The organism is Xanthobacter sp. 91 (assembly GCF_000702385.1).
Taxonomy (GTDB): Bacteria; Pseudomonadota; Alphaproteobacteria; order Rhizobiales; family Xanthobacteraceae; genus Xanthobacter; species Xanthobacter aminoxidans.
Map to the genome: position 1 here is coordinate 2,628,895 of NZ_JNIB01000001.1, position 26,218 is coordinate 2,655,112.

Sequence of the window (26,218 nt, forward strand, 5' to 3'; positions counted from 1 at the left end):
CCATCAGTCGGTCTCCGGCACCTGGATGACGGAAAAGAACAGGCCAAGCTGCCGGATCGCGTTGGCGAAATTCTCGTAATTGACCGGCTTCGTCACATAGACATTGGCGCCGAGGTCATAGCAGCGCTGGATTTCCACCTTGTCGTCGGTGGTGGTGAGCACCACCACGGGCGAGCGCTTGAGATGCTCGTTCTGCTTGATGCGGCCGAGGATCTCCACGCCGGTCATGTCGGGCAGATTGAGGTCGAGCAGCACGAGGAGCGCGCGACCGCTGCTCTCCCGCCCGCTGCCATCGGCGCCGAACAGGAAATTGACGGCGCTGGTGCCATCCCTGAAGGCGACGATCTCGTTGTTCACGCCGGCGCGCCGGATGTTCTTCTCGATGAGGCGCGCATGGCCCTCGTCGTCCTCGATCATGATGATGGTGACGTGCTCAACCATGGTCCTTCTTTCCGGTCTCCGTGGGCAGGCGGCGCGGCACCGTCACCTTGAAGGTGGAGCCTTCGCCCAGCTTGGAATCGAGGGATATGAGGCCACCCATGCGTCGCACCAGCGCGCGGACATGGGCAAGGCCGATGCCTTCGCCGGGGCGGTCCTGCCGGCCCGAGCGGCGGAACAGCTCGAACACCCGGCCGCGATCTTTGGGATCGATGCCTCGTCCGTTGTCCTGAATGACGAAGGTGACGAAGCCGGGCGTATCCACCGCGCTCACCTCCACCCGGAGCGGCACGTCGTCCCGCCGGTATTTGAAGGCGTTGTCGAGGAGGTTGGTGAAGATCTGCTCCAGCGCCAGCCGGTCGGACTGGATCACCGGCAGGCGCTTGATGGCGATCTCGCCGCCGGCCTCGTGAAGCTGGTGGGTCATGCTGTCCCGCAGGTTCGCGAAAAGCTGGCCCATGTCCACGTCCACCGGCACGAATTCCTTCCGGCCTTCCCGCGACAAGGCGAGGATGGCGTGGATGAGCCGATCCATCCGGGTGATGGACGTCTTGATGAAGCCGAGCGCCTCCTCGAAGTCGGCGGCGATCTGCGCATCGGCCTCCGGCGCCTCGCCCGCCTGCGCCCTCAGCTGGGCGAGGCGCTCGAACAGGTCGCCGCGCATGGCCTCGATCTCGCTGGTGAAGCCCATGATGTTGACGAGGGGCGAGCGCAGATCGTGACTGACGATGTAGGCGAAGCTCTGGATCTCGTCGTTGGCTTCCTTGAGGTCGGCGGTGCGCTCGGCGACGCGCTTCTCCAACCCCTGGTTGGCGGCCTCCAGCTCGCGCTGCGCCGCCTGCAAGGCGCCGACCTGCCGGCGATTGAGGGTGAGGGCGAGGGCGCCGAGGACCAGCACCACCGCGAGGCCGGCGAGGCTCACCACGGTGAGCCAGACCGTGCTGTCGTGGGAGGCATCGGTCCGCTCGTCGAGCAGCTCGGTCTCCGCCGCCTTCATCTCCACCAGCAGCGTACCGAGGCGGGTCATGGCGCCCTCGGTGCGATCGGCCCGAAGGTCGGCGGTGGCGCCCTCCAGATCGCCCGCGGTCCTGAGCGCCATGGACCGCTCGTAGGACGCAAGGCGTTCGGCGATCAGGGTGCGGGCCTCCGCGACGCGCTGCTGCTGCGCGGGATTATCGGCGGTGAGGGCGCCGATCTGTTCGAGCGTCGGCCCGGTCTGGGCCTTTGATTGCTCATAGAAGCGGGCGAAACCCTCGCGTCCGGTGATCAGGTAGCCGCGTTCGGCACTTTCCGTGCGGCGGATGAGGACCTGCAATTGGGAAACGGCGTTCATCACCTGAAGCGTATGGGCGACGCTCTCCGCATCCGACCGCGCACGGTGGATGAGGGAGATCGACGACGCGCTGATGGCGACGAGGATGGCGAAGCCGAGCAGCAGGAGCAGCGTCGGGCCCGGTGTCGCGAAGCGGCGTTGCCAGGGGCGCGGGGCGGTTTCGCTGAGGGTGGCCGTCATGACGGGGTACCAACGGGCGGAATGGGAAGGCGCGCGCGCCAATGCGCCCGCCCGCCGAACGTGGCCGAGCGGGCCTCAACCGTGCCGCGCGCGGAAGCCGCCTCACCGAGGGCGCGAGCCGCCCATTGTCCCATTTCGTCCCGCCTCTCCGGCGGCGCGGTAACAAGAAACCTCTGCAGGATCAATCCGCGCCCGCTCAAGGTGTGATAAGTGCGGACTCGCTTGAAGGTTCCCCGCGTTAGCGCTTGGATGCGGCTTGAACGTCGCTTTTTTGAAGACGGAGTATCATGCCGGTCACACTCCCCGGCCGCCGACCCGACGAGGCCTCTGCCACAGCAGAGCCTGCCGACGAGGTCGCGGCCTATCTTTCCACCTACGGCGAGCCGGAGGTGGTGGAAGTGCTTCTGCCCGACACGTCCGCGGTGCTGCGCGGCAAATGGATCCCCGGCCGGTCCATCACCAAGATCTGGAAGGACGGGGTGGCCATCCCGCTCTCCATCTTCGGCCTCGACATCTGGGGTTGCGAGGTGGAGGCCACCGAGATCCACCTGGAGACCGGCGACAAGGACGGCCTGTGCTGGCCGGTGGCGGGCACGCTGAAGCCGGTGCCCTGGGCGCCGCGGCCCACCGCGCAGGTGCTCATCACCATGCATGAGCCCGATGGCTCGGCCAAGGGCGCGCCGTGGAAGCTCGATCCGCGCCAGCAGCTCGCCGGCATCGTGGACCGCTTCACCGCGCGGGGCCTTGCCCCCTGCGTCGCCTTTGAGTTGGAATTCTATCTGCTGAAGCCGTCCGACGTACCCGGCGCGCCGCCGGAGCCGGTGTTCCCCGCCACCGGACAGGCGCGGCAGAACATGTATTCCATGTCGGACCTCGACGCCTTCGCGCCAGTGCTGCACGACATGCGCGCCGCCTGCGAGCAGCAGGGCCTGCCGGCGGATACGGTGATCTCCGAGGCGGCGCCCGGCCAGTTCGAGGTCAATCTCTACCATCGCGTGGATGCGCTGGCGGCAGCGGACGACGCCATTTTGCTGCGCCGGCTCATCGACGGCGTGGCGCGGCGCCACGGCCTGCGCGCCAGCTTCATGGCCAAACCCCTCGTGGATTTTGCCGGCAACGGCATGCATGTCCATGTGAGCCTGATGGAGACGGGCGGCGGCAATCTCTTCGCCAAGCCCGATGGTGTGGGCGACCGGGCGCTGCGCCACGCGGCGGGCGGCCTGCTCGCCACCATGGCGGACTCAACGCTGTTGTTCGTGCCCAGCTACAACGGCTATCGCCGCCTCGTGCCGGGCTCCTATGCGCCGGTGTCCATCAGCTGGGGCTATGACAACCGCTCGGTGGCCGTGCGCGTGCCCAACGGACCGCCCGCCGCCCGCCGGCTGGAGCATCGCATCGCCGGGGCGGAAGCCCATCCCCATCTCGTCCTCGCCGGCATTCTCGCCGGCATGCTGGAGGGGCTGGAACGGGAGATCGAGCCGCCTGCGCCGCTCTCGGGCAATGCCTACGAGCACGCGGCCGAGCGCCTTTCCCCCTCCATGGAGGAGGCGGTGCGGCGGTTCTTTGCGTCCGACTTCATCGCCCGCGCCTTCGGTGAGGACTATCGCCGCATCTATGGCGTGATGAAGCGGGAGGAACTCGCCGCCTTCACCCGGCAGATTCTACCGCTGGAATACGACACCTACCTCTGAGCGCTGCGGCGTGGCCGTTTCCTGTTGAGCGTTGTGCCGCAACGCAATAGCCTTCCACCACCGGGGACGGCAGGATAAGCCCGCCCCGCGCAAGAGGAGAACGGCGGATGCTTCGCCAAACGCTAGCTGCAGTCGTCGTGGCCACGCTCGGCCTTACCGGCGTGGCGACGGCCCAGGAAAAGGTCGTCAACGTCTTCAACTGGTCGGACTATATCGATCCGACCGTGCTGGAAGATTTCACCAAGGAAACCGGCATCAAGGTCCGCTACGACGTCTTCGACAGCAACGAGGTGCTGGAGACGAAGCTGCTGGCGGGCAAGACCGGCTACGACGTTGTGGTGCCGTCCGGCTCCTTCCTGCAGCGGCAGATCAAGGCGGGCGTGTTCATCCCCCTCGACAAGTCCAAGATCCCGAACCTGCAGTACGCCTGGCCCGAGGTCACCAAGCGCCTCGCCGTGTATGACCCCGGCAACGATCACGCCGTCAACTACATGTGGGGCACCACCGGCATCGGCTACAACGTGGACAAGGTGAAGGAGCGCCTCGGCGACATCCCGCTCAACACCTGGGACATCATGTTCAAGCCGGAGATCCTCTCCAAGCTGAAGGATTGCGGCGTCTATTTCCTCGACGGCCCGGAGGAGGTGATCCCCACCGCGATGAAGTATCTGGGTCTTGATCCCAATTCCAAGAACCCGGACGACATCGCCAAGGCCGGCACTCTGCTCATGACGGTCCGGCCCTACATCAAGAAGTTCGATTCCTCGGGCTACATCAACGCCCTCGCCCGCGGCGACATCTGTATCGCCCTCGGCTGGTCCGGCGATATCTACCAGGCCAGGACCCGCGCCCAGGAGGCGGCGAAGAAGACCAAGAAGAAGCTGGTGAACGTGGACTATGCGCTGCCGAAGGAAGGCGCGCTCATGTGGTTCGACAACTTCGCCATCCCCAAGGATGCGAAGAACATCGACAATGCCCTCACCTTCATCAACTACATGATGAGGCCTGAGGTGGCGGCGAAGAATTCGAACTTCATTTCCTACGCGAACGGCAACCTCGCCTCGCAGAAGTTCATCGACAAGGATATCATGGACAACCCGTCCATCTATCCGACGAAGGAGGTGTTCGACCGCCTCTTCATCGTCACCACCAACGAGCCGCCGGTGCAGCGGGTCATCACCAAGACCTGGAACACCTTCAAGCGCGGGAAGTGAGGCGCGGCCGGTTCATTCCGGCCTGAAAAAGAAAGGGCCGCGGGAGATCGTCTCCCGCGGCCCTTTTTATGGGTCCGTGCTGCGTTTTCAGGCCGCCAGTGCCCGCTTCACCGCGTCGACGACGCGGTCCTGCGTCGCCTCGTCCAGATAGGCGTGCATGGGCAGGGAGATGACCTCCTCCGCCAGCGCCTCGCACACCGGCAGGATGGCGCCGGCGGAGGGGTAGTGGCGATAGGCGGGCTGGAGGTGCATGGGCAGGCGGTAGTAGACGGCGGTGGGCACGCCCTCCGCCTTCAGCTTCTCGGCGAGGCCGTCGCGCACGCCGGGGGCGAGCCTGATGGTGTACTGCGCCCACACCGACGTCGCACGCGGATCGACCACCGGCACGCCGGCCACGTCCTTGAGCAGTTCATTGTAGCGCCGGGCCACCTTCTCGCGCGCCGCGATCTCCTCCTCGAAGATGGCGAGCTTTTCGAGCAGCACGGCGGCCTGGATGGTGTCGAGGCGCGCCGTCATGCCGATGCGCACGTTCTGGTACTTGTCCACGCCCTGGCCGTGCTCGCGCAGGCTCTTGAGGATCGTCACCAGTTCCTCGTTGTCGGTGAGGATCGCGCCACCGTCGCCATAGGCGCCGAGCGGCTTGGCGGGGAAGAAGGAGGTGGCGGTGGCATCGCCGATGGAGCCGGTGCGCCGGTTGTTCCAGGTGCCGCCGAAGCCCTGCGCGGTGTCGCACAGCACTTTCAGGCCGTACTTCTCGGCGATCGGCAGGATGGCGTCATAGTCCGCCGGCTGGCCGAACAGGTCCACCGGGATCACCACGCGCGGGTCGAGGCCCTGCTCGATGGCCACCTGGATCGCCTGCTCCAGGCTCTCCGGGTCCATGTTGAAGGTGTCTTCCTTCACGTCCACGAAGACAGGGGTTGCGCCCACCCACGGCACCACCTCGGCGGTGGCGCAGAAGGTGAAGGCCGGGCAGAACACGGCGTCGCCCGCCTTCACGCCCCAGGCCATCAGCAGCAGGGCCAGCGCATCCGTGCCGCTGGAGCAGGAGACGGCGTATTTCGCCCCGGCGAAGGCGGCGAGCTTCTGCTCGAATTCCGTCACTTCCGGGCCGTTGATGAAGCGGCAGGAGGCGAGCACCGCCTGCACCGCATCATCCACGCGCCCGCCGATGCGGGCGCGCTGGGCGGCAAGGTCGATGAAGGCGATGGGGGCGCTGGCGCCCGACGCGGGAGAGGTCATCTCTGGTCCGTTTCAGAAGGCCCGGTCGTCGGGCGTTTCGCAGGCGCGCACCCGCCCGCCGGCCAGGGGCCGGCGCGGCGCGCGTTCAGCAGCAGGCTCAGCCTACCGCGCGGCGCTTGGTGGAGGAGCCTCGCGACGAGGCGGCGGCACCGGGCAGGCACGCCATGGCGATCTCCAGGCTCGCCACGCCCTCCTCGCCGGTCACTTCCGGCGGACGGCCGGTGCGTACGGCGGAGAGGAAGTTCTCCAGCTCCGCGCGCAGCGGTTCGGCATAGGCCACCGGCAGGTGCCGGGTGGAATAGGAGCCGTCGGGGCGATAGTCGAAATGCTCGGTCACCTGACGGGTGAGCAGATCGCCGATGACGTATTTCTTGGAGGTGGCGACGTGGACCGTGCGCGCCTTGAAGGGCGTCAGCCAGTTGGTGTTGATGTGCGCCAGCGCCCCGGTGGCGGTGCGGAACTGGAGCAAAGCGATGTCCTCGCGCTCGGCGATGGCGGCGCGGGTCTGCGGCTGCACTTCCAGGATGTCCGAGCCGGTGAACCAGCGGATCAGGTCGATGTCATGCACCGCGAGGTCGATCACCACGCCCACATTGGACATGCGCGGCGGGAAGGGGCCGACGCGGGTGATGGCGATGGAGAGCAGGTTCTCGTCGCGGATGGCGTCCTTGATGGCGCGCACCGCCGGGTTGAACCGCTCCACGTGGCCGATCATGAGGGTGACGCCCTTGTCGCGGGCGGCGGCCACGATTTCGCGGCCTTCCTCGGTTGTGGACGCGACGGGCTTCTCCACCAGCACCGAGCAGCCGGCGGCGATCACGTCGAGGGCAATGGAGTGGTGCAGGTGGGTGGGCGCTGCCACCACGACGGCGTCGAGGCCGAGGGCGAGGAGTTCGCGGTGGTCGCCCACCGCCTTGCAGCCGAGAAAATTGGCGACCCGCTGTGCCTGTGCCTGGTCGGGATCCGCCACCGCCACCAGTTCCGCGCCGGGGAGTTCGGCCAGCACGCGGGCGTGATTCGATCCCATGATGCCGATGCCCGTGACGCCGATGCGTACCGGACGGTTCGAGGCGCGCTCCTGATCGGGCGCTGCCGGATGAGCCATTTCAGCCCTCTTCTGCCGTTCAACGATTGCGCGCTCTAGCACGATCATAGTTGAGAAGGCGAGGCAGTGGGTCAAATCCGGCCCCTGGCCCCGTTCAAGAATTGCATCCCCGTGTTACCGCGCGGTCCGGCGCGGGGGCATGGCCGCGTCCTATTCCCTCCGGCGATGGGCCGGCCTATCACCCGCCGGGACCAGACTGCGGGAGGAGGGGACAGGGGCATGCGCAAGATCGTCGCCGGCAAGCTGCACGGACTGACCGTGACCGGGGCCGACCTCAATTATCACGGCTCCATCACGCTCGATCCCGAGCATTGCGAGGAAGCCGGCATCCTGCCGCTGGAGTTCGTGGAGATCTGGAACCGCAATTCCGGCGCCCGCATCTCCACTTACGTCATCCTCGGCGAGCGCGGGTCACGGTGCTGCATCCTCAATGGCGCGGCGGCGCGCACCTGCCAGCCGGGCGACGAGGTCATCATCTGCAATTCGGTCTATGTGCCGGAAGGGGAGATCGTGGCGCTGCGGCCGAAGGTGCTGACCTTCGACAGGGAGAACCGCATCACCGGCCGGCTCACCTACGAGGTCACCCGCGACAGCGCGGGCACCTACCGATTCGCGGTCCGCGACGAAAGCGGCTGCGAGAAGAAGGTACCGCTGCGGACGGATGTCTGACTGGGCCGCCCAAAGCAAAAGGCCCCCGGCGATGCCGGGGGCCCAATGCAAGGGGGTGCTTCGGATCAGAACTTGTAGTTCACACCGAGGCGGGCGGTCTGGATGTTGCTGCCGACGGACAGCTGATCGCCGTTGATGTAGTTGGTCTTGCTGTTGTCGAAGCCGAGGTACAGGTACTCGGCCTTGATCGTCCAGTTGTTGGTGATGGCGTACTCGACGCCGGCACCGGCGGTCCAGCCCCACTTCAGGTTGCTGTCGGACAGACCATAGGGGTCGGTGTACTTGGTGTTGGCATAAGCCACGCCGCCGGTGATGTACGGCAGGAAGCGGTCCATCGCGTAGCCGAGGCGGGCGCGGATGGTGCCGAAGTAGTCAACCTTCTGGTCGATCACGCCGCCGCCGAGCGGGCCGCCGAACAGCACGCCGCTGGTGTTGATGTCGGCCCAGTTGAAGTCCGTCTCGACGCCGAGCACGACGTTGTTGGCGAACTGGTAGTTGTAGCCGATCTGCAGACCGCCGGTGAAGCCGTTGGAGGTGCCGGGGCTGTAGCTGTAGGTGGGCGAAGCGAAGGGGGTGTAGTCGTAGGTGTTGTCAGCCCAGCCCCAGCCCACGTTGCCGCCGATGTAGAAGCCGGTCCAGGAGAAGACCTGCACGGGGATCGGGGCGGCCTTCACCGGATAGCGGGTGGCCAGGTCGGCCGCAGAGGCGGTGCCGGCGAGGAGAACCAGGGCGGTGGCGCCCAGAAGTGCACGCTTCAACATGAGTATCTACCTTTGTGGTTTCGCCGGCTGCTCCCTGAGGAGGTCGCCGTCGGGTGGTTCTTTCTTACAGCTCCTGACCGGTGCAGTCTGTAGCGATCGGGCCACACCCGAAAAATCAAACCGGGCAGAGATGTGGCCTTTTCCTAACTTTCTTTAATCTCCGCGACACATTGGCGCGTAAACGCGGCAGATTTGGGATTGTTCCCATGTTTTGCCGCATTTCTTTTCGTTGCGTTATGTCTCTCCTCAGAATCGATAATTCACACCGGCTCTAAGAATATTTGCGTCGAAGCCAGTAGTGACCGGACCGACTGCAGTGGGGAACGTGGCGCTCCCCAAGTCTACATAAAGGTATTCAAGCTTCGCGGACCAGTTTCGGTCAAATCCTACCTCCGCACCAAGGCCCAGCGTCCAGCCGGTCTGGGTCGAGGAGGAGGTCAGGCTGAAGAAATTCGCGCTGCCCTGCCCATAAGCGAAGCCGCCGGTGCCATAGATGAGCACGCGGTCGAACGAATAGCCGAGGCGGGCGCGCACGGTGCCGAGATTGTTGAGGCTGTAAGCGCCGGCCGACATGCCCGCGAAGTCGAAATCCGTCTCGATGCCGAGCACGAAGGGGCTACCGAACTGGAAATTGTAGCCGGCCTGGAAGCCGCCGAGGAAGCCGCTGGGGCTGCTGAAGGACGAGGAGCCCCAGCCGTAGCCGGCGTTGGCGCCCAGGTAGAAGCCGGTCCATGTGAAGGCTGCCACCGGCTGCACGTAGGGCGCGGGATAGCCGAGGTCGGCCGCTTCAACCGGCGCGGCGAGAGCGAAGCCCGCCAGCGCAGCGGCGGAAGCAAGCAGACGGATACGCATGGATCATCCTCCGAGAGGGGGCGGCCGGTTTGCATCCGGCCTTCCGCGCACCCTCGCAGGTGAAACTTGCCTATTTCTCTGCGGTTGCTGTCGTTCGCGCACATGGTTGATGACGTAGTAACTATCTATGACTTTGCGTTGAATGTGGATTTTTGGCCTTGTGCGGAGCTGGCGCGCGGCCCGGCAAAAGAAGCGAATGCCGCTATGGTTGACGCCCGGTGAAAACGGGCGGCCGGGTGCGCCGTTCCCTCCGGGCGTCGGGCGCATTACATACGCATCCATGACCCGCCGCCGCCCCGCCGACCCACCCGAGATTGCCCTTGCCCGCGCCGATGGCGACGCGCCGGGCGAAGCCTTGCCGCCGGGAGCGGGTGAGGGGACGGCGGAAGAGACGGAAGAGGCCGTCCTTCTCGAGCTCGAGCCCGCGGACGACACCCTGCCGGGCGAGGAAAGCCTGGCCACGGGCCGCGCCGCCATCATCCGCGCGGTAAAGCACGCGCCCAACGGGCCGGGCGTCTACCGCATGATCGCGGCGGACGGCACCGTGCTCTATGTGGGCAAGGCCAAGAGCATCAAGAAGCGCGTGCTCAGCTATACGCGCCCTGTCGGCCACACCAACCGCATCGCCCGCATGATCGCCGGGACGGCGCAGATGGAGTTCGTCTCCACCCGCACCGAGCCCGAGGCTCTGCTGCTGGAAGCCAACCTCATCAAGCAGCTGAAGCCGCGCTTCAACGTGCTGCTGAGGGACGACAAGTCCTTCCCCTACATCCTCATCACCGCCGACCATGCCTCGCCGCAGATCGCCAAGCATCGCGGCGCACGCAACCGGCCGGGGGACTATTACGGCCCGTTCGCCAGTGTCTGGGCGGTGGATCGCACCATCAACGCGCTGGAGCGGGCCTTCCTGCTGCGCTCGTGCTCCGACAGCTATTACGAGAATCGCACGCGGCCCTGCCTTCTCTTCCAGATCAAGCGCTGCGCCGGCCCCTGCACCGGCGAGGTGAGCCATCAGGACTATGCCGAGCTGGTGCGCGAGGCCCGCGCCTTCCTCTCCGGCCGCTCGCGCGCCATCAAGGAAGAGCTGGCGAAGGAGATGGAGCAGGCGGCCGAGGAACTGGAATTCGAGCGCGCCGCGCGCCTGCGGGATCGTCTTGCCGCGCTCTCCGCCGTGCAGGGGTCGCAGGGCATCAATCCGCGCGGGGTGGAGGAGGCGGACGTGTTCGCCTGCCACCAGCAGGGCGGCGCCACCTGCGTGGAGGTGTTCTTCTTCCGCACCGGCCAGAATTGGGGCAACCGCGCCTATTATCCCCGCGCCGACCGCTCGCTTACCGAAGCCGAGGTGCTCGGCGCCTTCCTCGCCCAGTTCTACGAGGACAAGCCCTGTCCGCGCCTTCTCCTGCTGTCCCACAAGGTGGAGGAGCAGGAGCTTCTGGCCGAGGCCTTGTCCGAGAAGGCCGGCTACAAGGTCGAGATCGCCGTGCCCCAGCGGGGGGAGAAGCGCGACCTCGTCGACCACGCCTTGCAGAACGCCCGTGAGGCGCTGGCCCGCACGCTCGCCGAAAGCGCGACGCAGGCGAAGCTGCTGGAGGGTGTCGCCGCCACCTTCGGCCTCAAGGCGCCGCCGCAGCGCATCGAGGTCTACGACAATTCCCACATCATGGGCACCAACGCGGTCGGCGGCATGATCGTGGCCGGGCCGGAGGGGTTCCGGAAGTCGCAATACCGCAAGTTCAACATCAAGTCGGCCGATCTCGTGCCGGGCGACGACTTCGGCATGATGCGCGAGGTGCTGACGCGCCGTTTCGCTCGCCTGCTGAAGGAGGCGCCGCGGGAGGTGACGCCGGTGGCCGAGGCCGCGCCCCCCTCACCCCCGCATTCTCCCGCTAGGGGAGAGGGCGTTCCGGCGGTGTCGGTTGATGCGACTGTCTCTGAAGCCGAGCAGCCTGTGCCCCCTCTCCCCCTGAAGTCGGCTGTTGCCGACTTCAGCTTTCACGAACCGAACTCGGCAAGAGCCGAGTTCGGGCGGGAGAGCGATGGGGTGAGGGGTGACACTCCATCCACAGCCCCACCGGTTGAGGCCGAGATCGAAGACGAGCCCGACGCCCTGCCGGACGCCACTGGCGCCTCGCCGTGGCCCGACCTCGTGCTGATCGACGGCGGCCTCGGCCAGCTCAATGCGGCGCGGAAGGTTCTGGAGGAACTGGGCATCACCGACGTGCCAATGGTGGGCATCGCCAAGGGCCTCGACCGTGAGGCGGGGCGCGAGCAGTTCTTCCTGCCCGGCCGCACGCCGTTCCGCATGGAGCCGCGCGATCCGGTGCTCTATTATATCCAGCGGCTGCGGGACGAGGCGCACCGCTTCGCCATCGGCTCGCACCGGGCGCGGCGCAAGAAGGACATCACGGAAGCCGGGCTTCAGGCCATTCCGGGGGTGGGGCCGACACGCAAGCGCGCCCTGCTGCGCCATTTCGGCACGCTGAAGGCCATCGAGCGCGCCTCGCTGGCCGATCTGGAGCAGGTGGCGGGCATCAATGCCGGTACGGCCAAGGCGGTGTATGATTATTTCCACGAGCGGCCTTCATCATGAAAAGCCCTCAAGGCTTTCGCCGGCCGCCCGCCCGGCCTAAATAGGAACGACGGCCGGCGCGATGGCCACCATCGCGGCCGTGCTTTCTGAAGTGGTGCCCATGTCCGACGCAGCGACACGATCCGATGCCCCGCCCGCGACCGAGCGGCGTTCCCGCGGGCATGCCCTGTCGCTGCCGAACATCCTCACCTATTCGCGCTGCGTGGCGGTGCCGCTGGTGGCCGCGAGCCTGTTCTGGTCGGACATCCTGGCCGGCGGCGTGTGGCTGCGCTGGGTCGCCTTGTTCATCTATGTGGCGGCAGCCATCACCGACTTCTTCGACGGCTACCTCGCCCGCGCCTGGTCCCAGCAATCGGCCATCGGGCGGATGCTCGATCCCATCGCCGACAAGCTGCTCGTCTCCACCTGCCTGCTGATGCTGGCGTCGGATGGCACCATCCGCGGCTGGTCGCTCTGGGCGGCCATTGTCATCCTGTGCCGGGAGATCCTCGTCTCCGGCCTGCGCGAGTTCCTGGCCGAGCTTCGGGTGTCGGTCCCGGTCTCCCGCCTCGCCAAGTGGAAGACGACCCTGCAACTCGTCGCCGTGGGCGTGCTCATCACCGGCACGGCCGGCGAGGCTGTTCTGCCGGGCGTTATGCTCGTCGGCCTGACGCTGCTGTGGATCTCGGCCGTGCTCACGCTCTACACCGGCTATGATTATTTCCGCGCCGGCGCCCGCCATCTGGTGGAGGACGAGCGGTGAAGGTGCTCTATTTCGCCTGGCTGCGCGAGCGCGTCGGCCTTGCGGAGGAGGAGGTTGCCCCTCCTGCCGAGGTTGTGACCGTCGCCGACCTCGCCCGCTGGCTGGCATCGCAGGACGAGGCCCACGCGCACGCCTTCGACAACCCCGCCGTGGTGCGCGCCGCCATCGACCGCCGCCATGTGAAGCCGGATTCCGCCATCTCCGGCGCGCGGGAAGTGGCGTTCTTTCCGCCCATGACCGGGGGCTGAGGCTCATGTTCGCCGTCCGCATCCAGCGCGAGCCGTTCGACGCCGTGGCGGAAAGCGCCGCGCTCGCCGTCGGACGCACGGATGTGGGTGCCATCGTGACCTTCACCGGCCTCTGCCGCGCCGATGCCGGCCCGGATGGCGCAGGTCTCGCCGCGCTAACGCTGGAGCATTATCCCGGCATGGCGGAAGAGGAGATCGAGCGCCACGTGGAGGAAGCCCGCCACCGCTGGCCGCTCACCGGCGCCATCGTGGTCCATCGGCACGGGCGTCTGGAGCCGGGCGACCCCATCGTGTTCGTCGCCACCGCCTCCTCCCACCGCGCCGCCGCCTTCGCCGCCGCCGAATTCCTGATGGACTGGCTGAAGACCAGCGCCCCCTTCTGGAAGAAGGAGGAGCCGATCGGTGCCGCCCATCCCGGGGGGTGGGTCGAGGCCAAGGCCAGCGATGACGCGGCCGCGGACCGCTGGCGGGAGTAGGTCCCGCAGCCCTCCCTGCGCACGTTCTGCACTGCGACACTTGCGCCGCAGCACGGGCCGCGTCTATGAAAACGGACGCTCGCTTTTCAAGAACCGGCAAACGGTCCCTGCGCAGGTGAGAGAAACGCTACCGGGAAGAATTTCATGGATTTCCGCGTCTCGCTGGACGGGCGCTCCGCGTTGGTGACGGGGGCGTCCGGTGGTCTTGGAGCGTATTTTGCCGGCCGGCTGGCGGCCTCTGGCGCCAAGGTCGCGCTCGCGGCGCGCCGGGCCGAGGCCTGTGCCGCCCTCGCCGATGAGATCAAGGCTGCCGGCGGCACGGCCATCGCCGTCGCCCTGGACGTGACCGATCCGGCGTCCGCCGCCGCGGCGGTTGCTGCAACCGTCGAGGCTTTCGGCGGGCTCGACATCCTCGTGAACAACGCCGGCGTCACCGGCACCACGCCGCTGATGGATGAGACGGCCGAGGATTTCGGCCGCATCATCGACACCAACCTCAAGGGCTCCTTCCTCGTCGCCCAGGCGGCGGCACGGGCCATGGCCAAGGCGAAGACCGGCGGCTCCATCATCAATGTCGCCTCCATTCTCGGGCTGCGCGTCGCCGGGCAGGTGGCGGCCTATGCGGCGTCCAAGGCGGCGCTGGTGCAGCTCACGAAGTCCATGGCGCTGGAGTGGGCGCGCCACTCCATCCGCGCCAACGCCCTGTGTCCGGGCTATGTGGAGACCGACCTCAACCGCGACTTCTTCGCCACCGAGGCGGGGCAGGCGCTGGTGCGGCGCATTCCCACCCGGCGGCTCGGCGCCCTCGCCGATCTGGAGGGCCCGCTCCTGTTCCTGAGTTCCGATGCCTCCGCCTACGTGACGGGCACGACGCTGGCGGTCGATGGCGGCCACCTGGTGTCTTCGCTCTGATTCCGCAGGTGCTCATGATTGCGCAGCGGACCCGCTTCCGCTTCGCCCCATGTCCCAATAAGTTCATCTCGGTGCCAGCGCCCCAGGGAGCGCCCAGGAGGAAGTGATGCGACACAAGGTGTATCCGGACGCGAAGAGTGCCCTTGAGGGCATCGTTTCCGACGGCATGACGATCATGGCGGGCGGCTTCGGCCTGTGCGGCATCGCCGAAAACCTGATCGCGGCCATCCGCGACCTCGGCCCGAAGCACCTGACCGTGGTGTCCAACAATTGCGGCGTGGACGATTTCGGCCTCGGCATCCTGCTCGCCAACGGCCAGATCAAGAAGATGATCTCGTCCTACGTGGGTGAGAACAAGCTGTTCGAGCAGCTCTATCTCGCTGGCGACCTCGAGCTGGAATTCAACCCGCAGGGCACGCTGGCCGAGCGCATCCGCGCCGGCGGCGCCGGCATCGCCGGCTTCTACACCAAGACCGGCTACGGCACGATCATCGCCGAGGGCAAGCCGACCCGCGAGTTCAACGGCCAGCATTACGTGCTCGAGACCGGCCTCGTCGCAGACCTCTCCATCATCAAGGCGTGGAAGGCCGACAAGGAAGGCAACCTGATCTACCGGAAGACCGCGCGGAACTTCAATCCGATGATGGCCACCGCCGGCAAGATCACCGTGGTCGAGGTGGAGGAACTGGTGGAGGTCGGCGAGCTCGATCCCGAGAACATCCACACCCCCGGCATCTATGTGGACCGCATCGTGGTCGAGGTCGGCGCCGAGAAGCGCATCGAGAAGGTGACCACCCGCAAGCGCGAAGAGGTGAAGTGATGGCCTGGACCCGTGAGCAGATGGCGGCCCGCGCCGCCCAGCAGATCCGCGACGGCTTCTACGTGAACCTGGGCATCGGCATCCCCACCCTGGTCGCCAACGCCCTGCCGCCCGGCATGACCGTGAGCTTCCAGAGCGAGAACGGCATGCTCGGCATCGGCCCCTTCCCCTATGAGGGCGAGGAAGACCCGGACCTCATCAACGCCGGCAAGCAGACCGTGACCGAGGTGCCCGACACCTCCTATTTCTCCAGCGCCGATTCGTTCGCCATGATCCGCGGCGGGCACATGGACCTCTCCATCCTCGGTTCCATGCAGGTGTCCGAGGAAGGCGACATCGCCAACTGGATGGTGCCCGGCAAGATGGTGAAGGGCATGGGCGGCGCCATGGACCTCGTGGCCGGCGCCAAGGAAGTCATCGTGCTCATGGAGCACGTGGAGAAGTCCGGCGCGCCCAAGCTGGTGACGCGCTGCACGCTGCCCCTCACGGGCACCCACGTGACCGACTTCGTGATCACCGACCTCGCGGTGTTCGAGTTCACCAAGCGCGGCGGCACGCTGGTGCTGAAGGAACTGGCGCCGGGCGTGACTCTCGACGAGGTGAAGGCCAAGACCGAGGCGAAGTTCGAGGTCGGCCTCGCCTGATCGCTGTGCGCAAAAGCCGGTTCGGAAAGGCGCCCCTCGCGGGCGCCTTTTTCGTTCAGGCGGCTTTTCGAGTGGCAAGGTCCGGCAAGGCGAGGCTCACGTCGGCACCGTCAAGGATGTCGCGCCATTGCGGCCCGCGCAGCACGCCGTATTCCACTTCCCGCTGATGGGTGAGGGGATCGCGGGCGACGAGCGGGTCATCCACCCGGCCGGGATGCACCATCACCAGTCCCCCATCCGGCACGCCGGCGAGGAAATGGCCGAGCAGCGTCGCGAAATCATGGTCGCCGGAAAAGTCGTAGGCGCCGCCGAAGCCGCGGTTGGTGGCAAGCCCCGCCCGCGCCGCGTCCCGGGCGAAGCCGGTGGAGAAGGCGCCGATCAGCCGGCCCTTGAGGTCGAGGCCGTTGAGGGCGCCGCGCGCCGGGGTCACATCCCGCAGGAAGGCGCGGGGGGCATGGCGGGCGGTGGCGGCGATCACCGCCGTGCGGATCACCGGCAGCACATGGACGTGCTGGTGGCCGTCCACATGGTCGGGCGGGCGGCCAAAGGCGTCGTGGAAGGCGGCAAACTGCGCCTCCACCTCCGCCGCGACGGCCTTCGCGTCGAGCCGGCGCGACAGGGCCGAGAGCAGCAGGCGGGGCAAGGCGGGGAGGGTGCCTGACGGCTCGGCCATGCCGGGGGTCAAAGGCGCGAAGGCACCGGTGAGGGTGACATGCAGGCCGATGCTGGCGCCGGTGTCGGCCGCCGCATCGTCCAGCGCCCGCGCGGCGGGGCCGAGGCCGTCGAACACGGTCATCACCGAGGTGGCGTTGATGCGCCGGTCGGCGATCAGCGCCGCGATGGCCTCGGATACGCCGGGAGAGATGGCGTAGTCGTCGGCGCAGAGGATGACGCGCTTCACTGGTCGCCCCGCGAGGCGAGCACCGCCGGATGGGAGATCACCTGGGCGTGTCCGTGCGCCGGCACGTTCAGTTCCGCCTCGGGCGCCCGGTTGAAGACGTGGTCGGCCACGTAATAGACCGGTCGCGCCTTGATCTCCGACAGGATGCGGGCGATGTACTCGCCCATCAGCCCCATCACCAGCAATTGCGTGCCGCCGATCACCATCAGGCCCACGACGATGGAGGGATAGCCGGGCAGGGGGATGCCCCAGACGAGGCGCTCCACCACGATCCAGCTGCCATAGAGCAAGGCAAGGCCCGCGAGCGAGGCGCCGAACAAGGCGGCCAGCCGGAGCGGGGCCGGCGAAAAGGAGGTCAGCGCCTCCATGGACAGGCCGAGCAGCCGCAGGAAGTTGAACGAGGTGGAGCCGTGGGCCCGGGGCGCCGGGCGATAGGGCACGGCCACCTGCCGGAACCCGATCCAGCTCGTCAGGCCCTTGAAGAAGCGGTTGCGCTCGGGCATCCGCCGCAGGGCCGCCGCGGCGCGCGGCGAGAGGATGCGGAAATCGGCCGCGTCCTCGGGAATGCGGGCGGTGGCCCCGAAATTCAGCAGCTTGTAGAAGGTGCGCACGAAGATGCGCCGGCTCGCCGCCTCGTCGGACCGATCGGCCTTCACCGCATAGGCCACGTCCCAGCCCTCGTCCTTCCACAGGCCGATGAAGGTCGGGATCATCTCGGGCGGGTGCTGGCCGTCGCCGTCCATGAACATCACCGCATCGCCGCGGGCGTGGTCGTGGCCCGCCATGAGGGCGGCTTCCTTGCCGTAGTTGCGGCTCAGCGCCACCACCTGCACGTCCGCCCGATCCGCCGGGAGGGAGGCCGCCACGGCCGCGGAGCCGTCGCGGCTGCCGTCGTCCACATAGACGATCTCCACCCGCATCCCGCGCCGCGCCGCCTCAGCCGAGGCGATGGCCGTCACGCGATCGTGGAAACCGGGAAGGCCGGCGGCCTCGTTGTATAGCGGTATGACGATGCTTAAGTCTGGTGTCATGATACTACCGTCGATCCCGCGCCGGGGATGGAGACCGCATCTAGCCGGGGCTGCGGACAATTGCGCATAATTTTTTTGGAATGCATGGAACCCAACGGCAGAACCAGCGTTTTCAAGTCAGCGCGATCATCCCCCCCAATTGATCGTGCCATTGGCGCGGCCGCCTTCCCCCAGGGCGGCCGCGTCGTCATTTCAGGGGGGTGTTCGGCTGTTCCGGTCATTTTCCGCCGCATGCGTGCGACCCCGAAGACCGGAGCCGATTGCTCCACATCAAGACCCGAGACTTTGGGCGAGTTTAGGGTAAGGTCGCGTCGTTCAAACGGCCGAACGGGGGCCTTCCCATATGATTCGCGACATTCTGGTCAATCTCGCCCAAGGGGTCGAGACGGACGTCGCCTGCGACTACGCGGCGAGCCTTGCCGCCAGCTTCGGTGCCCATCTTACGGGCCTGTCGGTGGCGTATGAGATCGACGTTCCGCCCTTCTACATGGGCGCCCTGCCGACCGACTTCATCGATGCCCAGGTGCTGGAGAATCAGGCTGCCGCCGAAAAGGCTGCCGCCCGCTTCTCCGCCTCTGCCGCGGCCGCGGGGCTGTCGCACGAGGTGCGCAGCCTCTCCGCCTCGCTCGGCGTCGCGGCCAACAGCTTCGCCGAGCTGGCGCGGCTTTATGACCTCACGGTCGTCGCCCAGCCCGATCCGGACCGGCCCGGACCGGAGGAGGTGATCTCCGAGACGGTGCTGATGGAGTCCGGCCGCGCCGTTCTCATCGTGCCCTACGTGCAGACCAAGCCCTTCACCGCCGAGCGGGCCGTGGTGGCCTGGGACGGCAGCCGGCCGGCCGCCCGTGCCCTCGCCGAGGCGCTGCCTCTGCTGCACCGGACCAAGGTGGTGGAGATCTTCCGGGTCGTCACCCATGCGGACGACGATGACACCGCCGGCGTCGAGGTGGCGCGCCATCTGTCGCGCCATGGCCTTTCCGCCACCGTGCGCAAGCTGCCGGTGGGCTCGGGCGAGTCCGTGGCCTCGGCGATCCTCAACGAGGTTTCCGATCAGGGCGCCGACCTCGTGGTGATGGGCGGCTACAACCATTCGCGCCTGCGCGAGATGATCGTCGGCGGCGTGACCCGGGAAATCCTCAACACCATGACCGTGCCGGTGCTGATGGCCCACTGAGGGCGCTCCAGCCCGGACGGTCCTGAAACAAAAATGCCCCGGCGATAGCCGGGGCATTTTCATTTGCAGCGATGGGCCGTGCAGCAATGGGCCGGCGACCGGAGGTCAGTCCTCGTCGTCCTCGGCCTCGTTCTTCTTGGAGCCGCCGAGCTTGGCGAACACGGTCTCGAGGTCGAGGCTCGTGCGGCCCTTCGGCGGCTCGTCCTCATGCTCGTCGTGACCGGTGGTGACGTCCGCCGGCAGCAGGGTGGCGCCGCGGTCCTCATGGCCGGCGGTGGCCGGACGGTCCTTGGCGGCGCGCTGCACTTCCAGGTCGAGATCGATCTGGCTGCACAGGCCGAGCGTCACCGGGTCCATGGGGGAAAGCTGGGGCGAGTTCCAGTGCGTGCGGTCGCGGATGGACTGGATCGTCGACTTGGTGGTGCCGACGAGGCGGATGATCTGCGCGTCCTTCAGCTCGGCATGGTTGCGCAGCAGCCAGAGGATGGCGTTGGGCCGGTCGTGACGGCGCGACACCGGGGTGTAGCGCGGACCGCGGCGCTTCTTCTGCTCGGGCAGGCGCACCTTGGGGTCGAGCAGGCGCAGGCGGCGGTTGGCGTCCTTCTCGGCGAGGGTGATCTCGTCGCGGGAGAGCTGGCCGGTGGAGATGGGGTCGAGCCCCTTGATTCCCTGCGCCACCTCGCCGTCGGCGATGCCCTTCACCTCAAGCGGGTGCAGCTTGCAGAAGTCGCCGATCTGCTCGAAGGAGAGCGCCGTATTGTCCACGAGCCAGACGGCTGTGGCCTTGGGCATCAAAGGTACGTTCGACATGACGGCCTCTTCGGCTTGTTGGTCTATCGGGCCCGTCGGGGTGAGACGCGCCGGTCATGAAAAGAATGGGTCGGGCATATGCGTCTTCGCCTGGCCACCCCACCTTTCGGGGCGGACCGCGGAATGCATCGCATATGTCCGGGATGGCACCAACATAAGCGGGCCGGGCACAAGTTGCAATTCCCGCAGCGCCGTCGGGCCCGAAATCGCCGCTGAAGCTTGACACCGGCCCAAGGAGGTCGCCAATTCGCGCCATGTCCGACACTCCGATCGTGCCCGACCGTGCCGCGCCCGCCGAAAGGCCCGCGCTGAAAATCCTGCTCGCGGCGCCGCGCGGCTTCTGCGCCGGCGTCGTGCGCGCCATCGATGCCGTGGAGCAGGCGCTCAAGCTCTACGGTGCGCCGGTCTATGTGCGGCACGAGATCGTGCACAACAAGTATGTGGTGGAAGACCTGAAGCGGAAGGGCGCCATCTTCGTCGAGGAGCTGGACGAGGTGCCGGATACCACCGCGCCGGTCATCTTCTCCGCCCATGGCGTGCCGAAATCGGTCCCCGAGGCGGCCGCCGGCCGCAACCTCTTCGCCATCGACGCCACCTGTCCGCTCGTCACCAAGGTGCATCGCGAGGCGCAGGTCCATTTCAAGCGTGGCCGGCACATCCTCCTCATCGGCCACAAGGGCCATCCCGAGGTGGTCGGAACCATCGGCCAGCTGCCGGACGGCGCCTTCACCCTGATCGAGACGGCCGAGGAGGCCGAGCGGGTATCGCCGCCGGATGCGGAAAATCTCGCCTATGTGACGCAGACCACCCTGTCGCTGGACGACACGGCGGAGATGGTGGCCATCCTGCGCCGGCGCTTCCCCAAGCTCTCCGAGCCGCACAAGGAAGACATCTGCTACGCCACCACCAACCGGCAGGAGGCCGTGAAGGCCATCGCGCCGAAGGTGGACGCGCTGATCGTGGTGGGTGCACCCAATTCCTCCAATTCCCAGCGCCTGCGCGAGGCGGCGGAGCGGGCGGGCTGCCCGCGTGCCGCTCTGGTGCAGCGGGCGGCCGACATCGACTGGTCGGTATTCTCAGGGCTGTCCAGCCTCGGCGTCACCGCAGGGGCCTCGGCCCCGGAAGTGCTGGTGGAGGAGATCATCGACGCCTTCGCCGCGCGCTACGACGTGCGCGTGGAGACCGTGACCTCCACCGAAGAGGACGTGTTTTTCCCCTTGCCGCGCGTGCTGCGGCCGGATGCGGCGGCGGAGTAGAGCGTGGCGGTCTATACGGATGTGGCGCCGGCCGAGCTCGAGGCTTTCCTCTCGGGCTACGACATCGGCTCCCTCACTTCCTTCCACGGCATCGCCGAAGGGGTGGAAAACTCCAACTTCCTGGTCCAGACGACGACCGGCAGCTTCATCCTCACCCTCTACGAGAAGCGGGTGAAGCGGGAAGACCTGCCCTTCTTCGTCGGCCTCATGCAGCACCTCGCCGCGCGCGGCCTGTCCTGCCCCGAGCCGGTGGCGGCGCGCTCCGGCGCCATCCTCGCGGAAGTGGCGGGCCGGCCGGCGGCGATGGTGACCTTCCTGCCGGGTGTCTCGGTGCGCAGGCCCACGGCCCACCATTGCGCCGAGCTTGGCCGTGGCCTTGCCCAGCTGCATCTCGCCGGAGCGGATTTTGCGCTGAAGCGGACCAATGCGCTCTCCGTCGCCGGCTGGCGGCCGCTGTTCGAGGCGGCCGGCGCCGCGGCCGATACGGTGGCTCCGGGCTTGTCCGATGCGGTCGCGGCCGAGCTTGCCGTGCTGGAGGCGAACTGGCCGCAGGACCTGCCTTCGGGCGTGATCCATGCCGATCTCTTCCCCGACAACGCCTTCTTCCTAGACGACCAGCTCTCGGGGATCATCGACTTCTATTTCGCCTGCACGGACTTCCTCGCCTACGACGTAGCCATCTGCCTGAATGCCTGGTGCTTCGAGGCGGACGGGGCCTACAACGTCACGAAGGGGCGGGCGTTGCTGGCGGGCTACGAGGCTGTGCGGCCTCTCTCGGAGGGCGAAAAGGCGGCCCTGCCGCGCCTTGCGCGCGGTGCGGCGCTGCGGTTCCTGCTGACCCGCCTCGTGGACTGGCTGAACGTGCCGGAGGGGGCGCTGGTGCGGCCCAAGGACCCGCTGGAATATCTGAAGAAGCTGCGCTTTCACCAGGCGGTGGAGCGGGCGCAGGATTATGGTCTCGCCGCATGAAGTCCGTGGAGATCTTCACCGACGGGGCCTGCTCCGGCAATCCCGGCCCCGGCGGCTGGGGTGCGCTTTTGCGCTTCGGCGCCCACGAGAAGCCGCTCTGCGGCGGCGAGGGGCTGACCACCAACAACCGCATGGAGCTGATGGGCGCCATTTCCGCCCTTGAGGCGCTGAAGGAGCCGTGCACCGTCGATCTGCACACGGACAGCGAATATCTGAAGAACGGCGTCACCAAGTGGATGCACGGCTGGAAGCGCAACGGCTGGCGCACCGCCGACAAGAAGCCGGTGAAGAACCAGGACCTGTGGGAGCGCCTCGACGAGGCGCTCAAGCGCCACGAGATCCGCTGGCACTGGGTGAAGGGCCACGCCGGCCACGCCGAGAACGAGCGCGCCGATGAACTTGCCCGCGAGGGCATGGCCCCGTTCAAGCTGAAGGCCCGCCTCGGCGGGTGAGGGGCGGGCGCTTTCGTGCTAGGCTTGGCGCGGGAGCTTCTCATGTCGAACCGAGCCCGCGCCTTCCCGCCCATGAGCATCGCCGAATTCTTCGCCTATCGCGGCGAGGAAGGCGTGCGCTACGAACTGGTGGACGGGATTCTGGTGCGCGCGATGACGGGGGCGAGCCAGCGGCACGACCTCGTGCTGGTCAACATCCTCGCAACGTTGCATGCGAAATTGAGGGGCTCGCCCTGCCGCGCCTCCACCGATGACCTCGCCGTCGTGGTGCCTAATGGGAATGTGCGGCGGCCGGACGTCAGCGTCAGCTGTGGAAAGCTGGATGATCGTTCACAGCAACTCGCCGACCCTCGCATGGTGGTGGAAGTCCTCTCCCCCTCCACGCGCGGCATCGACCTCGTGCGCAAGCTCGAGGAATACAAATCTGTTCCCGGCCTCTCCTACATCCTGCTCGTGGAACCGGACGTGCCCCACGCTTTGCTCTGGCGGCGCGGAGCCGCAGGCTGGGAGCTTGAGGAGGTCCAGGGGCTCGACGGCGGCTTCGACCTGCCGGACATCGAGGCGGGCCTCGCCATGGCCGAGCTTTACGACCGGCTCACCTTTCCGGCCGGGGGCGAGGCGAAGGCGGACGGCTGAGGCTTTCCTTGCCGCGCTGGGGCGCGGCGGCGGTGTAAGGCTTTCCTTGCCGCGCGCGGGCCATTAGGGTCCGGCCACCCTTTCGCCAGACCGCCGGCCGCCCGCACCCCATGTTCCGCAACATCCTCTCCGTCGGCGGCCTGACGCTGCTCTCCCGCCTCGCCGGCTTCATCCGTGACGTGGTGATGGCGGCGGTGCTCGGCGCCGGGCCGGTGGCAGACGCCTTTCTCATCGCCTTCCGCCTGCCGAACCATTTCCGCGCGATCTTCGCCGAGGGGGCCTTCAACGCCGCCTTCGTGCCCACCTATGCCCGGCTCCGGGAGCAGGACGGGGTGCCGGTGGCGCGGGATTTCGCCGATGAAATCCTCACCGCCATGACGCTGGTGCACATCGTGCTGCTGGCGCTGGCGCTGGGCTTCACGCCGCAATTCGTCTCGCTGCTGGCACCGGGCCTCGCGGAGGACGGCCAACGTTTCGACCTCGCGGTCACGCTCACCCGCATCACCTTTCCCTATCTGGCGCTCATCTCCATCGCGACGCTGGTGACGGGCGCACTCAATGCCTCCGACCGCTTCGCCGTGGCGGCCGCCGCTCCCATCCTGCTCAATGTGTGCATGGTGAGCACCCTGCTCTGCGCCGCCCTGTTCCCCACGGCCGGCCATGCGGCGGCGTGGGGCGTGCTGATTTCGGGCGTGGCGCAGCTGTTCGTCGTCGGGGTGGACGCGGAGCGGCACGGCATCGGGCTGCGCTTCGCCAAGCCGAAGCTCGATCCGGGCACGCGGCAGTTCCTCAAGGCGCTGGGGCCGGCCATCATCGGCTCGGCCGGGGTGCAGATCGCCCTCTTCGCCGACACCATCATCGCCACCTTCCTGCCGGTTGGCGCGCTCTCGGCGCTCTATTATGCGGACCGGATCAACCAGCTGCCCATCGGCGTGGTCGGCATCGCCGTCGGCACCGTGCTGCTGCCGGAAATGTCCCGGCGCCTCGCGGCGAAGGACGATGCCGGGGCGGCCCATGCCCAGGCGCGCTCCATCGAGCTGGCGGCGCTTTTGGCCATCCCCTTTGTCGCCGCCGCGCTTCTCGTGCCGGACCTGACCATGCGGGCGCTGTTCGCCCGCGGCGCCTTCACGGCGGCGGATGCGGCCGATGCCGCGGCGACCTTGCGGGCCTATGGCGTCGGCCTTCTCGCCTTCGTGGTGGTGCGCGCCTTCATCGCCCCGTTCAATGCCCGCGGCGACACCAAGACGCCGATGATCGCCTCCCTCAGCGCGGTGACGCTCAATGTGGCGCTCAAGTTCGCGCTCATGGGCAGCTTCGCCCAGGTGGGCCTCGCCTTCGCCACGGCGGTGGGGGGCTGGATCAATGTGGGCCTGCTCGTGCTGTTCGCCGTGCGGCGGGGCTATCCGGTGGGCGATGCGGCCCTCGGCGGGCATCTGGTTCGGCTGGCGGGACTGCTTGTGGTGGTGGGCGCCGCGCTCGTCGGGGCGCAGGCCGCGGCATCGGCGATCCTTCCCGTCGGCATGGGCGCGCGCGACGAGCTGATGCTGGCGCTGGTGGTGCTGGGGGGAGGTGCCGCCTACCTCGCCGGGCTGTGGCTGTTGCTCGGGCGCAGTTTCATCGCCGGTGTGATCGGACGGCGGGCACCTCCGCCCCTGCCGCCCGTGATCTGAAGCCCGGAAGCGCTCCAAAATCGACGTTCGGGAAATCTGCCCTTTTGCATCGCACCCGCGCTGTGCTATCGATCCGCCGATTTTCCGGTCTCGGCTCATCGGTTGCGGGAGGTGCCGAACCTTCTCCGAAAAGAACAAGTGCGGACACCCGTCCGTCCAGGAGCCGGATGCCCATGTCGCCTGCCCCGCGTCTTGCCCTCCCCAGCCCTCTCGTTTCGGCCGCTGCGGCCGTTCCGGTGCTCGCACTTGCGCTGGCGCTCGCCGGCTGCGGCCAGCCTACCGCGCAGCAGCAGGGTGCGCCCCCGCCGCCCCAGGTGACGGTGGCTTCCCCGACGTCCGCGAACGTCACCGACACCGATGAATATGTCGGCCGCTTCGTCGCCATCGACGAGGTGAACGTGCGCGCCCGCGTCTCCGGCTATCTGGACAAGATCGGCTTCACCGACGGCCAGATGGTGAAGGAGGGCGACGTGCTCTTCACCATCGACCAGCGCCCGTTCAAGATCGCGGTGGATCAGGCCCAGGCCAATCTCGCCCAGGCCAAGGCGAACCTAGACTTTACCAAGGCGGACCTCGAGCGCGCCCGCACGCTGCTGGAGGACAAGACCTCCAACGCCATTTCCAAGCAGGCCTTCGACCAGCGCACCCAGGCTGAGCGCACCGCCGCCGCCATCGTGCAGTCGCAGGAAGCGCAGGTGCGCTCCGCCCAGCTCGATCTCGGCTTCACCGAGGTGAAGGCGCCGGTGTCGGGCCAGATCGGCGACCGCCGGGTGTCGGTCGGCAACTACGTCACCGGCGGCACGGGCGCCACGCCCACGCTTCTGGCCGTGATCGTCTCCACCGATCCGATCCGCTTCGAGTTCACCATCGACGAAGCCTCGCTGCTGCGCCTAACGCGCCGCAAGGGCGGTACCGACTTCAAGGGCGAGCCGGTCTTCCTCAAGCTGATCGACGACAAGGACTTCGTCCACAAGGGCAAGCTCGACTTCCTCAACAATGTCGTCGACCGCGAGACCGGCACCATCCGGGGCCGCGCCGTGTTCGACAACAAGGATGGCCTATTCCGCCCCGGCATGTTCGCGCGCCTCAGGCTCCAGTCCTCGGACCCCTACCAGGCGCTGGTGGTGCCGGATGTGGCCATCGGCACCGAGCAGGTGAAGAAGTTCGTCTACGTGGTCGGCCCCGAGAACAAGGTCAGCCAGAAATTCGTCACCCTCGGTCCGCTGCAGGGTGACATGCGGGTGATCCGCGAGGGCCTTTCCCCCGACGACAAGGTGGTGGTGAACGGCCTGATGCGCGTGCGGCCCGGCGTGACGGTGACGCCGCAGGTTGCCGGTGCTGCGCCGGCCGCCGGGGCCCCGGGCGCGCCTGCCGGTTCCTCCTCCGCCGCCTCCAAGTGAGG

26 protein-coding genes are annotated in these 26,218 nt (G+C 67.5%); 17 read left to right on the forward strand and 9 right to left on the reverse strand.

What is annotated here, in order from left to right; genetic code table 11:
- Positions 1-3 precede the first annotated feature (3 nt).
- Both A37E_RS0112420 and A37E_RS0112425 read right to left on the reverse strand, forming a co-directional pair.
- Positions 4-441, reverse strand: a complete 438-nt coding sequence (locus tag A37E_RS0112420) for a response regulator (RefSeq protein WP_024277276.1) — start codon at positions 439-441, stop codon at positions 4-6.
- Entirely contained in the window at positions 434-1,951 is a 1,518-nt protein-coding gene (locus tag A37E_RS0112425) for a sensor histidine kinase (protein WP_081837566.1), read from the reverse strand. Before A37E_RS0112425 ends, A37E_RS0112420 begins: the two co-directional genes overlap by 8 nt.
- Before the next feature lie 287 nt (positions 1,952-2,238).
- On the opposite strand from A37E_RS0112425, the gene A37E_RS0112430 reads away from it, so the two are divergent.
- Complete coding sequence (locus A37E_RS0112430) at positions 2,239-3,642, forward strand: glutamine synthetase family protein (protein WP_029556884.1); 1,404 nt, start codon at positions 2,239-2,241, stop codon at positions 3,640-3,642.
- A 107-nt stretch (positions 3,643-3,749) separates the two neighbouring features.
- The gene (locus tag A37E_RS0112435; protein WP_029556885.1) at positions 3,750-4,856 is read left to right on the forward strand and encodes a polyamine ABC transporter substrate-binding protein; all 1,107 of its coding nucleotides are present in this window, start codon (positions 3,750-3,752) and stop codon (positions 4,854-4,856) included.
- Positions 4,857-4,943: 87 nt separating this feature from the next.
- Here the strand turns inward: A37E_RS0112435 and A37E_RS0112440 are convergent, their stop codons facing one another.
- Complete coding sequence (locus A37E_RS0112440) at positions 4,944-6,098, reverse strand: DegT/DnrJ/EryC1/StrS aminotransferase family protein (protein ID WP_029556886.1); 1,155 nt, start codon at positions 6,096-6,098, stop codon at positions 4,944-4,946.
- Between the two features lie 97 nt (positions 6,099-6,195).
- On the reverse strand, positions 6,196-7,203 hold the full coding sequence (locus A37E_RS0112445; RefSeq protein ID WP_029556887.1) for a Gfo/Idh/MocA family oxidoreductase: 1,008 nt from the start codon (positions 7,201-7,203) through the stop codon (positions 6,196-6,198).
- A gap of 219 nt (positions 7,204-7,422) precedes the next feature.
- On the opposite strand from A37E_RS0112445, the gene panD reads away from it, so the two are divergent.
- A complete protein-coding gene (panD, locus tag A37E_RS0112450) occupies positions 7,423-7,872 on the forward strand; it encodes an aspartate 1-decarboxylase (protein ID WP_029556888.1) in 450 nt (149 codons plus the stop codon).
- Positions 7,873-7,937: 65 nt separating this feature from the next.
- Here panD and A37E_RS0112455 read toward each other — a convergent pair whose 3' ends face one another.
- Complete coding sequence (locus A37E_RS0112455) at positions 7,938-8,633, reverse strand: outer membrane protein (RefSeq protein WP_029556889.1); 696 nt, start codon at positions 8,631-8,633, stop codon at positions 7,938-7,940.
- A gap of 246 nt (positions 8,634-8,879) precedes the next feature.
- Positions 8,880-9,485 carry an outer membrane beta-barrel protein gene (locus A37E_RS0112460; protein WP_029556890.1) on the reverse strand — a complete coding sequence of 202 codons (606 nt, stop codon included), beginning with the start codon at positions 9,483-9,485 and terminating at the stop codon, positions 8,880-8,882.
- A 280-nt stretch (positions 9,486-9,765) separates the two neighbouring features.
- Between A37E_RS0112460 and uvrC the strand changes: the two genes are divergently transcribed.
- From uvrC to A37E_RS0112500, 7 genes are all read left to right on the forward strand, one after another.
- A complete protein-coding gene (gene uvrC / locus A37E_RS0112470; RefSeq protein WP_051678979.1) occupies positions 9,766-12,075 on the forward strand; it encodes an excinuclease ABC subunit UvrC in 2,310 nt (769 codons plus the stop codon).
- A 100-nt stretch (positions 12,076-12,175) separates the two neighbouring features.
- Complete coding sequence (gene pgsA, locus A37E_RS0112475) at positions 12,176-12,817, forward strand: CDP-diacylglycerol--glycerol-3-phosphate 3-phosphatidyltransferase (protein ID WP_029556892.1); 642 nt, start codon at positions 12,176-12,178, stop codon at positions 12,815-12,817.
- Positions 12,814-13,065, forward strand: a complete 252-nt coding sequence (gene moaD, locus A37E_RS0112480) for a molybdopterin converting factor subunit 1 (protein ID WP_029556893.1) — start codon at positions 12,814-12,816, stop codon at positions 13,063-13,065. The genes pgsA and moaD overlap by 4 nt, the downstream gene beginning before the upstream one ends.
- Positions 13,066-13,070: 5 nt before the next feature.
- Positions 13,071-13,541 (forward strand): molybdenum cofactor biosynthesis protein MoaE, encoded by a 471-nt coding sequence (locus A37E_RS0112485; RefSeq protein WP_029556894.1) that lies wholly within the window; start codon positions 13,071-13,073, stop codon positions 13,539-13,541.
- Between the two features lie 144 nt (positions 13,542-13,685).
- Positions 13,686-14,453: a glucose 1-dehydrogenase gene (locus A37E_RS0112490; RefSeq protein ID WP_029556895.1), complete on the forward strand. Its 768-nt coding sequence runs from the start codon at positions 13,686-13,688 to the stop codon at positions 14,451-14,453.
- A gap of 106 nt (positions 14,454-14,559) precedes the next feature.
- Entirely contained in the window at positions 14,560-15,273 is a 714-nt protein-coding gene (locus A37E_RS0112495; RefSeq protein ID WP_029556896.1) for a CoA transferase subunit A, read from the forward strand.
- Entirely contained in the window at positions 15,273-15,917 is a 645-nt protein-coding gene (locus A37E_RS0112500) for a CoA transferase subunit B (RefSeq protein ID WP_029556897.1), read from the forward strand. Before A37E_RS0112495 ends, A37E_RS0112500 begins: the two co-directional genes overlap by 1 nt.
- A gap of 55 nt (positions 15,918-15,972) precedes the next feature.
- Here the strand turns inward: A37E_RS0112500 and A37E_RS0112505 are convergent, their stop codons facing one another.
- A complete protein-coding gene (locus A37E_RS0112505) occupies positions 15,973-16,818 on the reverse strand; it encodes a ChbG/HpnK family deacetylase (RefSeq protein WP_029556898.1) in 846 nt (281 codons plus the stop codon).
- Positions 16,815-17,849 carry a glycosyltransferase family 2 protein gene (locus tag A37E_RS0112510; protein WP_051678980.1) on the reverse strand — a complete coding sequence of 345 codons (1,035 nt, stop codon included), beginning with the start codon at positions 17,847-17,849 and terminating at the stop codon, positions 16,815-16,817. The genes A37E_RS0112505 and A37E_RS0112510 overlap by 4 nt, the downstream gene beginning before the upstream one ends.
- 343 nt (positions 17,850-18,192) lie before the next feature.
- Here A37E_RS0112510 and A37E_RS0112515 point away from each other — a divergent pair, with 343 nt between their 5' ends.
- Complete coding sequence (locus tag A37E_RS0112515) at positions 18,193-19,023, forward strand: universal stress protein (RefSeq protein WP_029556900.1); 831 nt, start codon at positions 18,193-18,195, stop codon at positions 19,021-19,023.
- Between the two features lie 105 nt (positions 19,024-19,128).
- Here A37E_RS0112515 and A37E_RS0112520 read toward each other — a convergent pair whose 3' ends face one another.
- Complete coding sequence (locus A37E_RS0112520) at positions 19,129-19,833, reverse strand: cell cycle transcriptional regulator TrcR (protein ID WP_029556901.1); 705 nt, start codon at positions 19,831-19,833, stop codon at positions 19,129-19,131.
- Positions 19,834-20,087: 254 nt separating this feature from the next.
- On the opposite strand from A37E_RS0112520, the gene ispH reads away from it, so the two are divergent.
- The 6 genes from ispH to A37E_RS0112550 all read left to right on the forward strand — a co-directional run bounded on the left by ispH (position 20,088) and on the right by A37E_RS0112550 (position 26,216).
- On the forward strand, positions 20,088-21,089 hold the full coding sequence (ispH, locus tag A37E_RS0112525; protein ID WP_051678981.1) for a 4-hydroxy-3-methylbut-2-enyl diphosphate reductase: 1,002 nt from the start codon (positions 20,088-20,090) through the stop codon (positions 21,087-21,089).
- A 3-nt stretch (positions 21,090-21,092) separates the two neighbouring features.
- The gene (thrB, locus tag A37E_RS0112530; protein WP_024277297.1) at positions 21,093-22,058 is read left to right on the forward strand and encodes a homoserine kinase; all 966 of its coding nucleotides are present in this window, start codon (positions 21,093-21,095) and stop codon (positions 22,056-22,058) included.
- The gene (rnhA, locus tag A37E_RS0112535) at positions 22,055-22,510 is read left to right on the forward strand and encodes a ribonuclease HI (protein WP_029556903.1); all 456 of its coding nucleotides are present in this window, start codon (positions 22,055-22,057) and stop codon (positions 22,508-22,510) included. The genes thrB and rnhA overlap by 4 nt, the downstream gene beginning before the upstream one ends.
- A gap of 42 nt (positions 22,511-22,552) precedes the next feature.
- Positions 22,553-23,146 (forward strand): Uma2 family endonuclease, encoded by a 594-nt coding sequence (locus A37E_RS0112540; RefSeq protein ID WP_029556904.1) that lies wholly within the window; start codon positions 22,553-22,555, stop codon positions 23,144-23,146.
- Between the two features lie 110 nt (positions 23,147-23,256).
- A complete protein-coding gene (gene murJ / locus A37E_RS0112545) occupies positions 23,257-24,816 on the forward strand; it encodes a murein biosynthesis integral membrane protein MurJ (RefSeq protein ID WP_029556905.1) in 1,560 nt (519 codons plus the stop codon).
- A gap of 173 nt (positions 24,817-24,989) precedes the next feature.
- On the forward strand, positions 24,990-26,216 hold the full coding sequence (locus tag A37E_RS0112550; protein ID WP_081837819.1) for an efflux RND transporter periplasmic adaptor subunit: 1,227 nt from the start codon (positions 24,990-24,992) through the stop codon (positions 26,214-26,216).
- Positions 26,217-26,218: the final 2 nt, after the last annotated feature.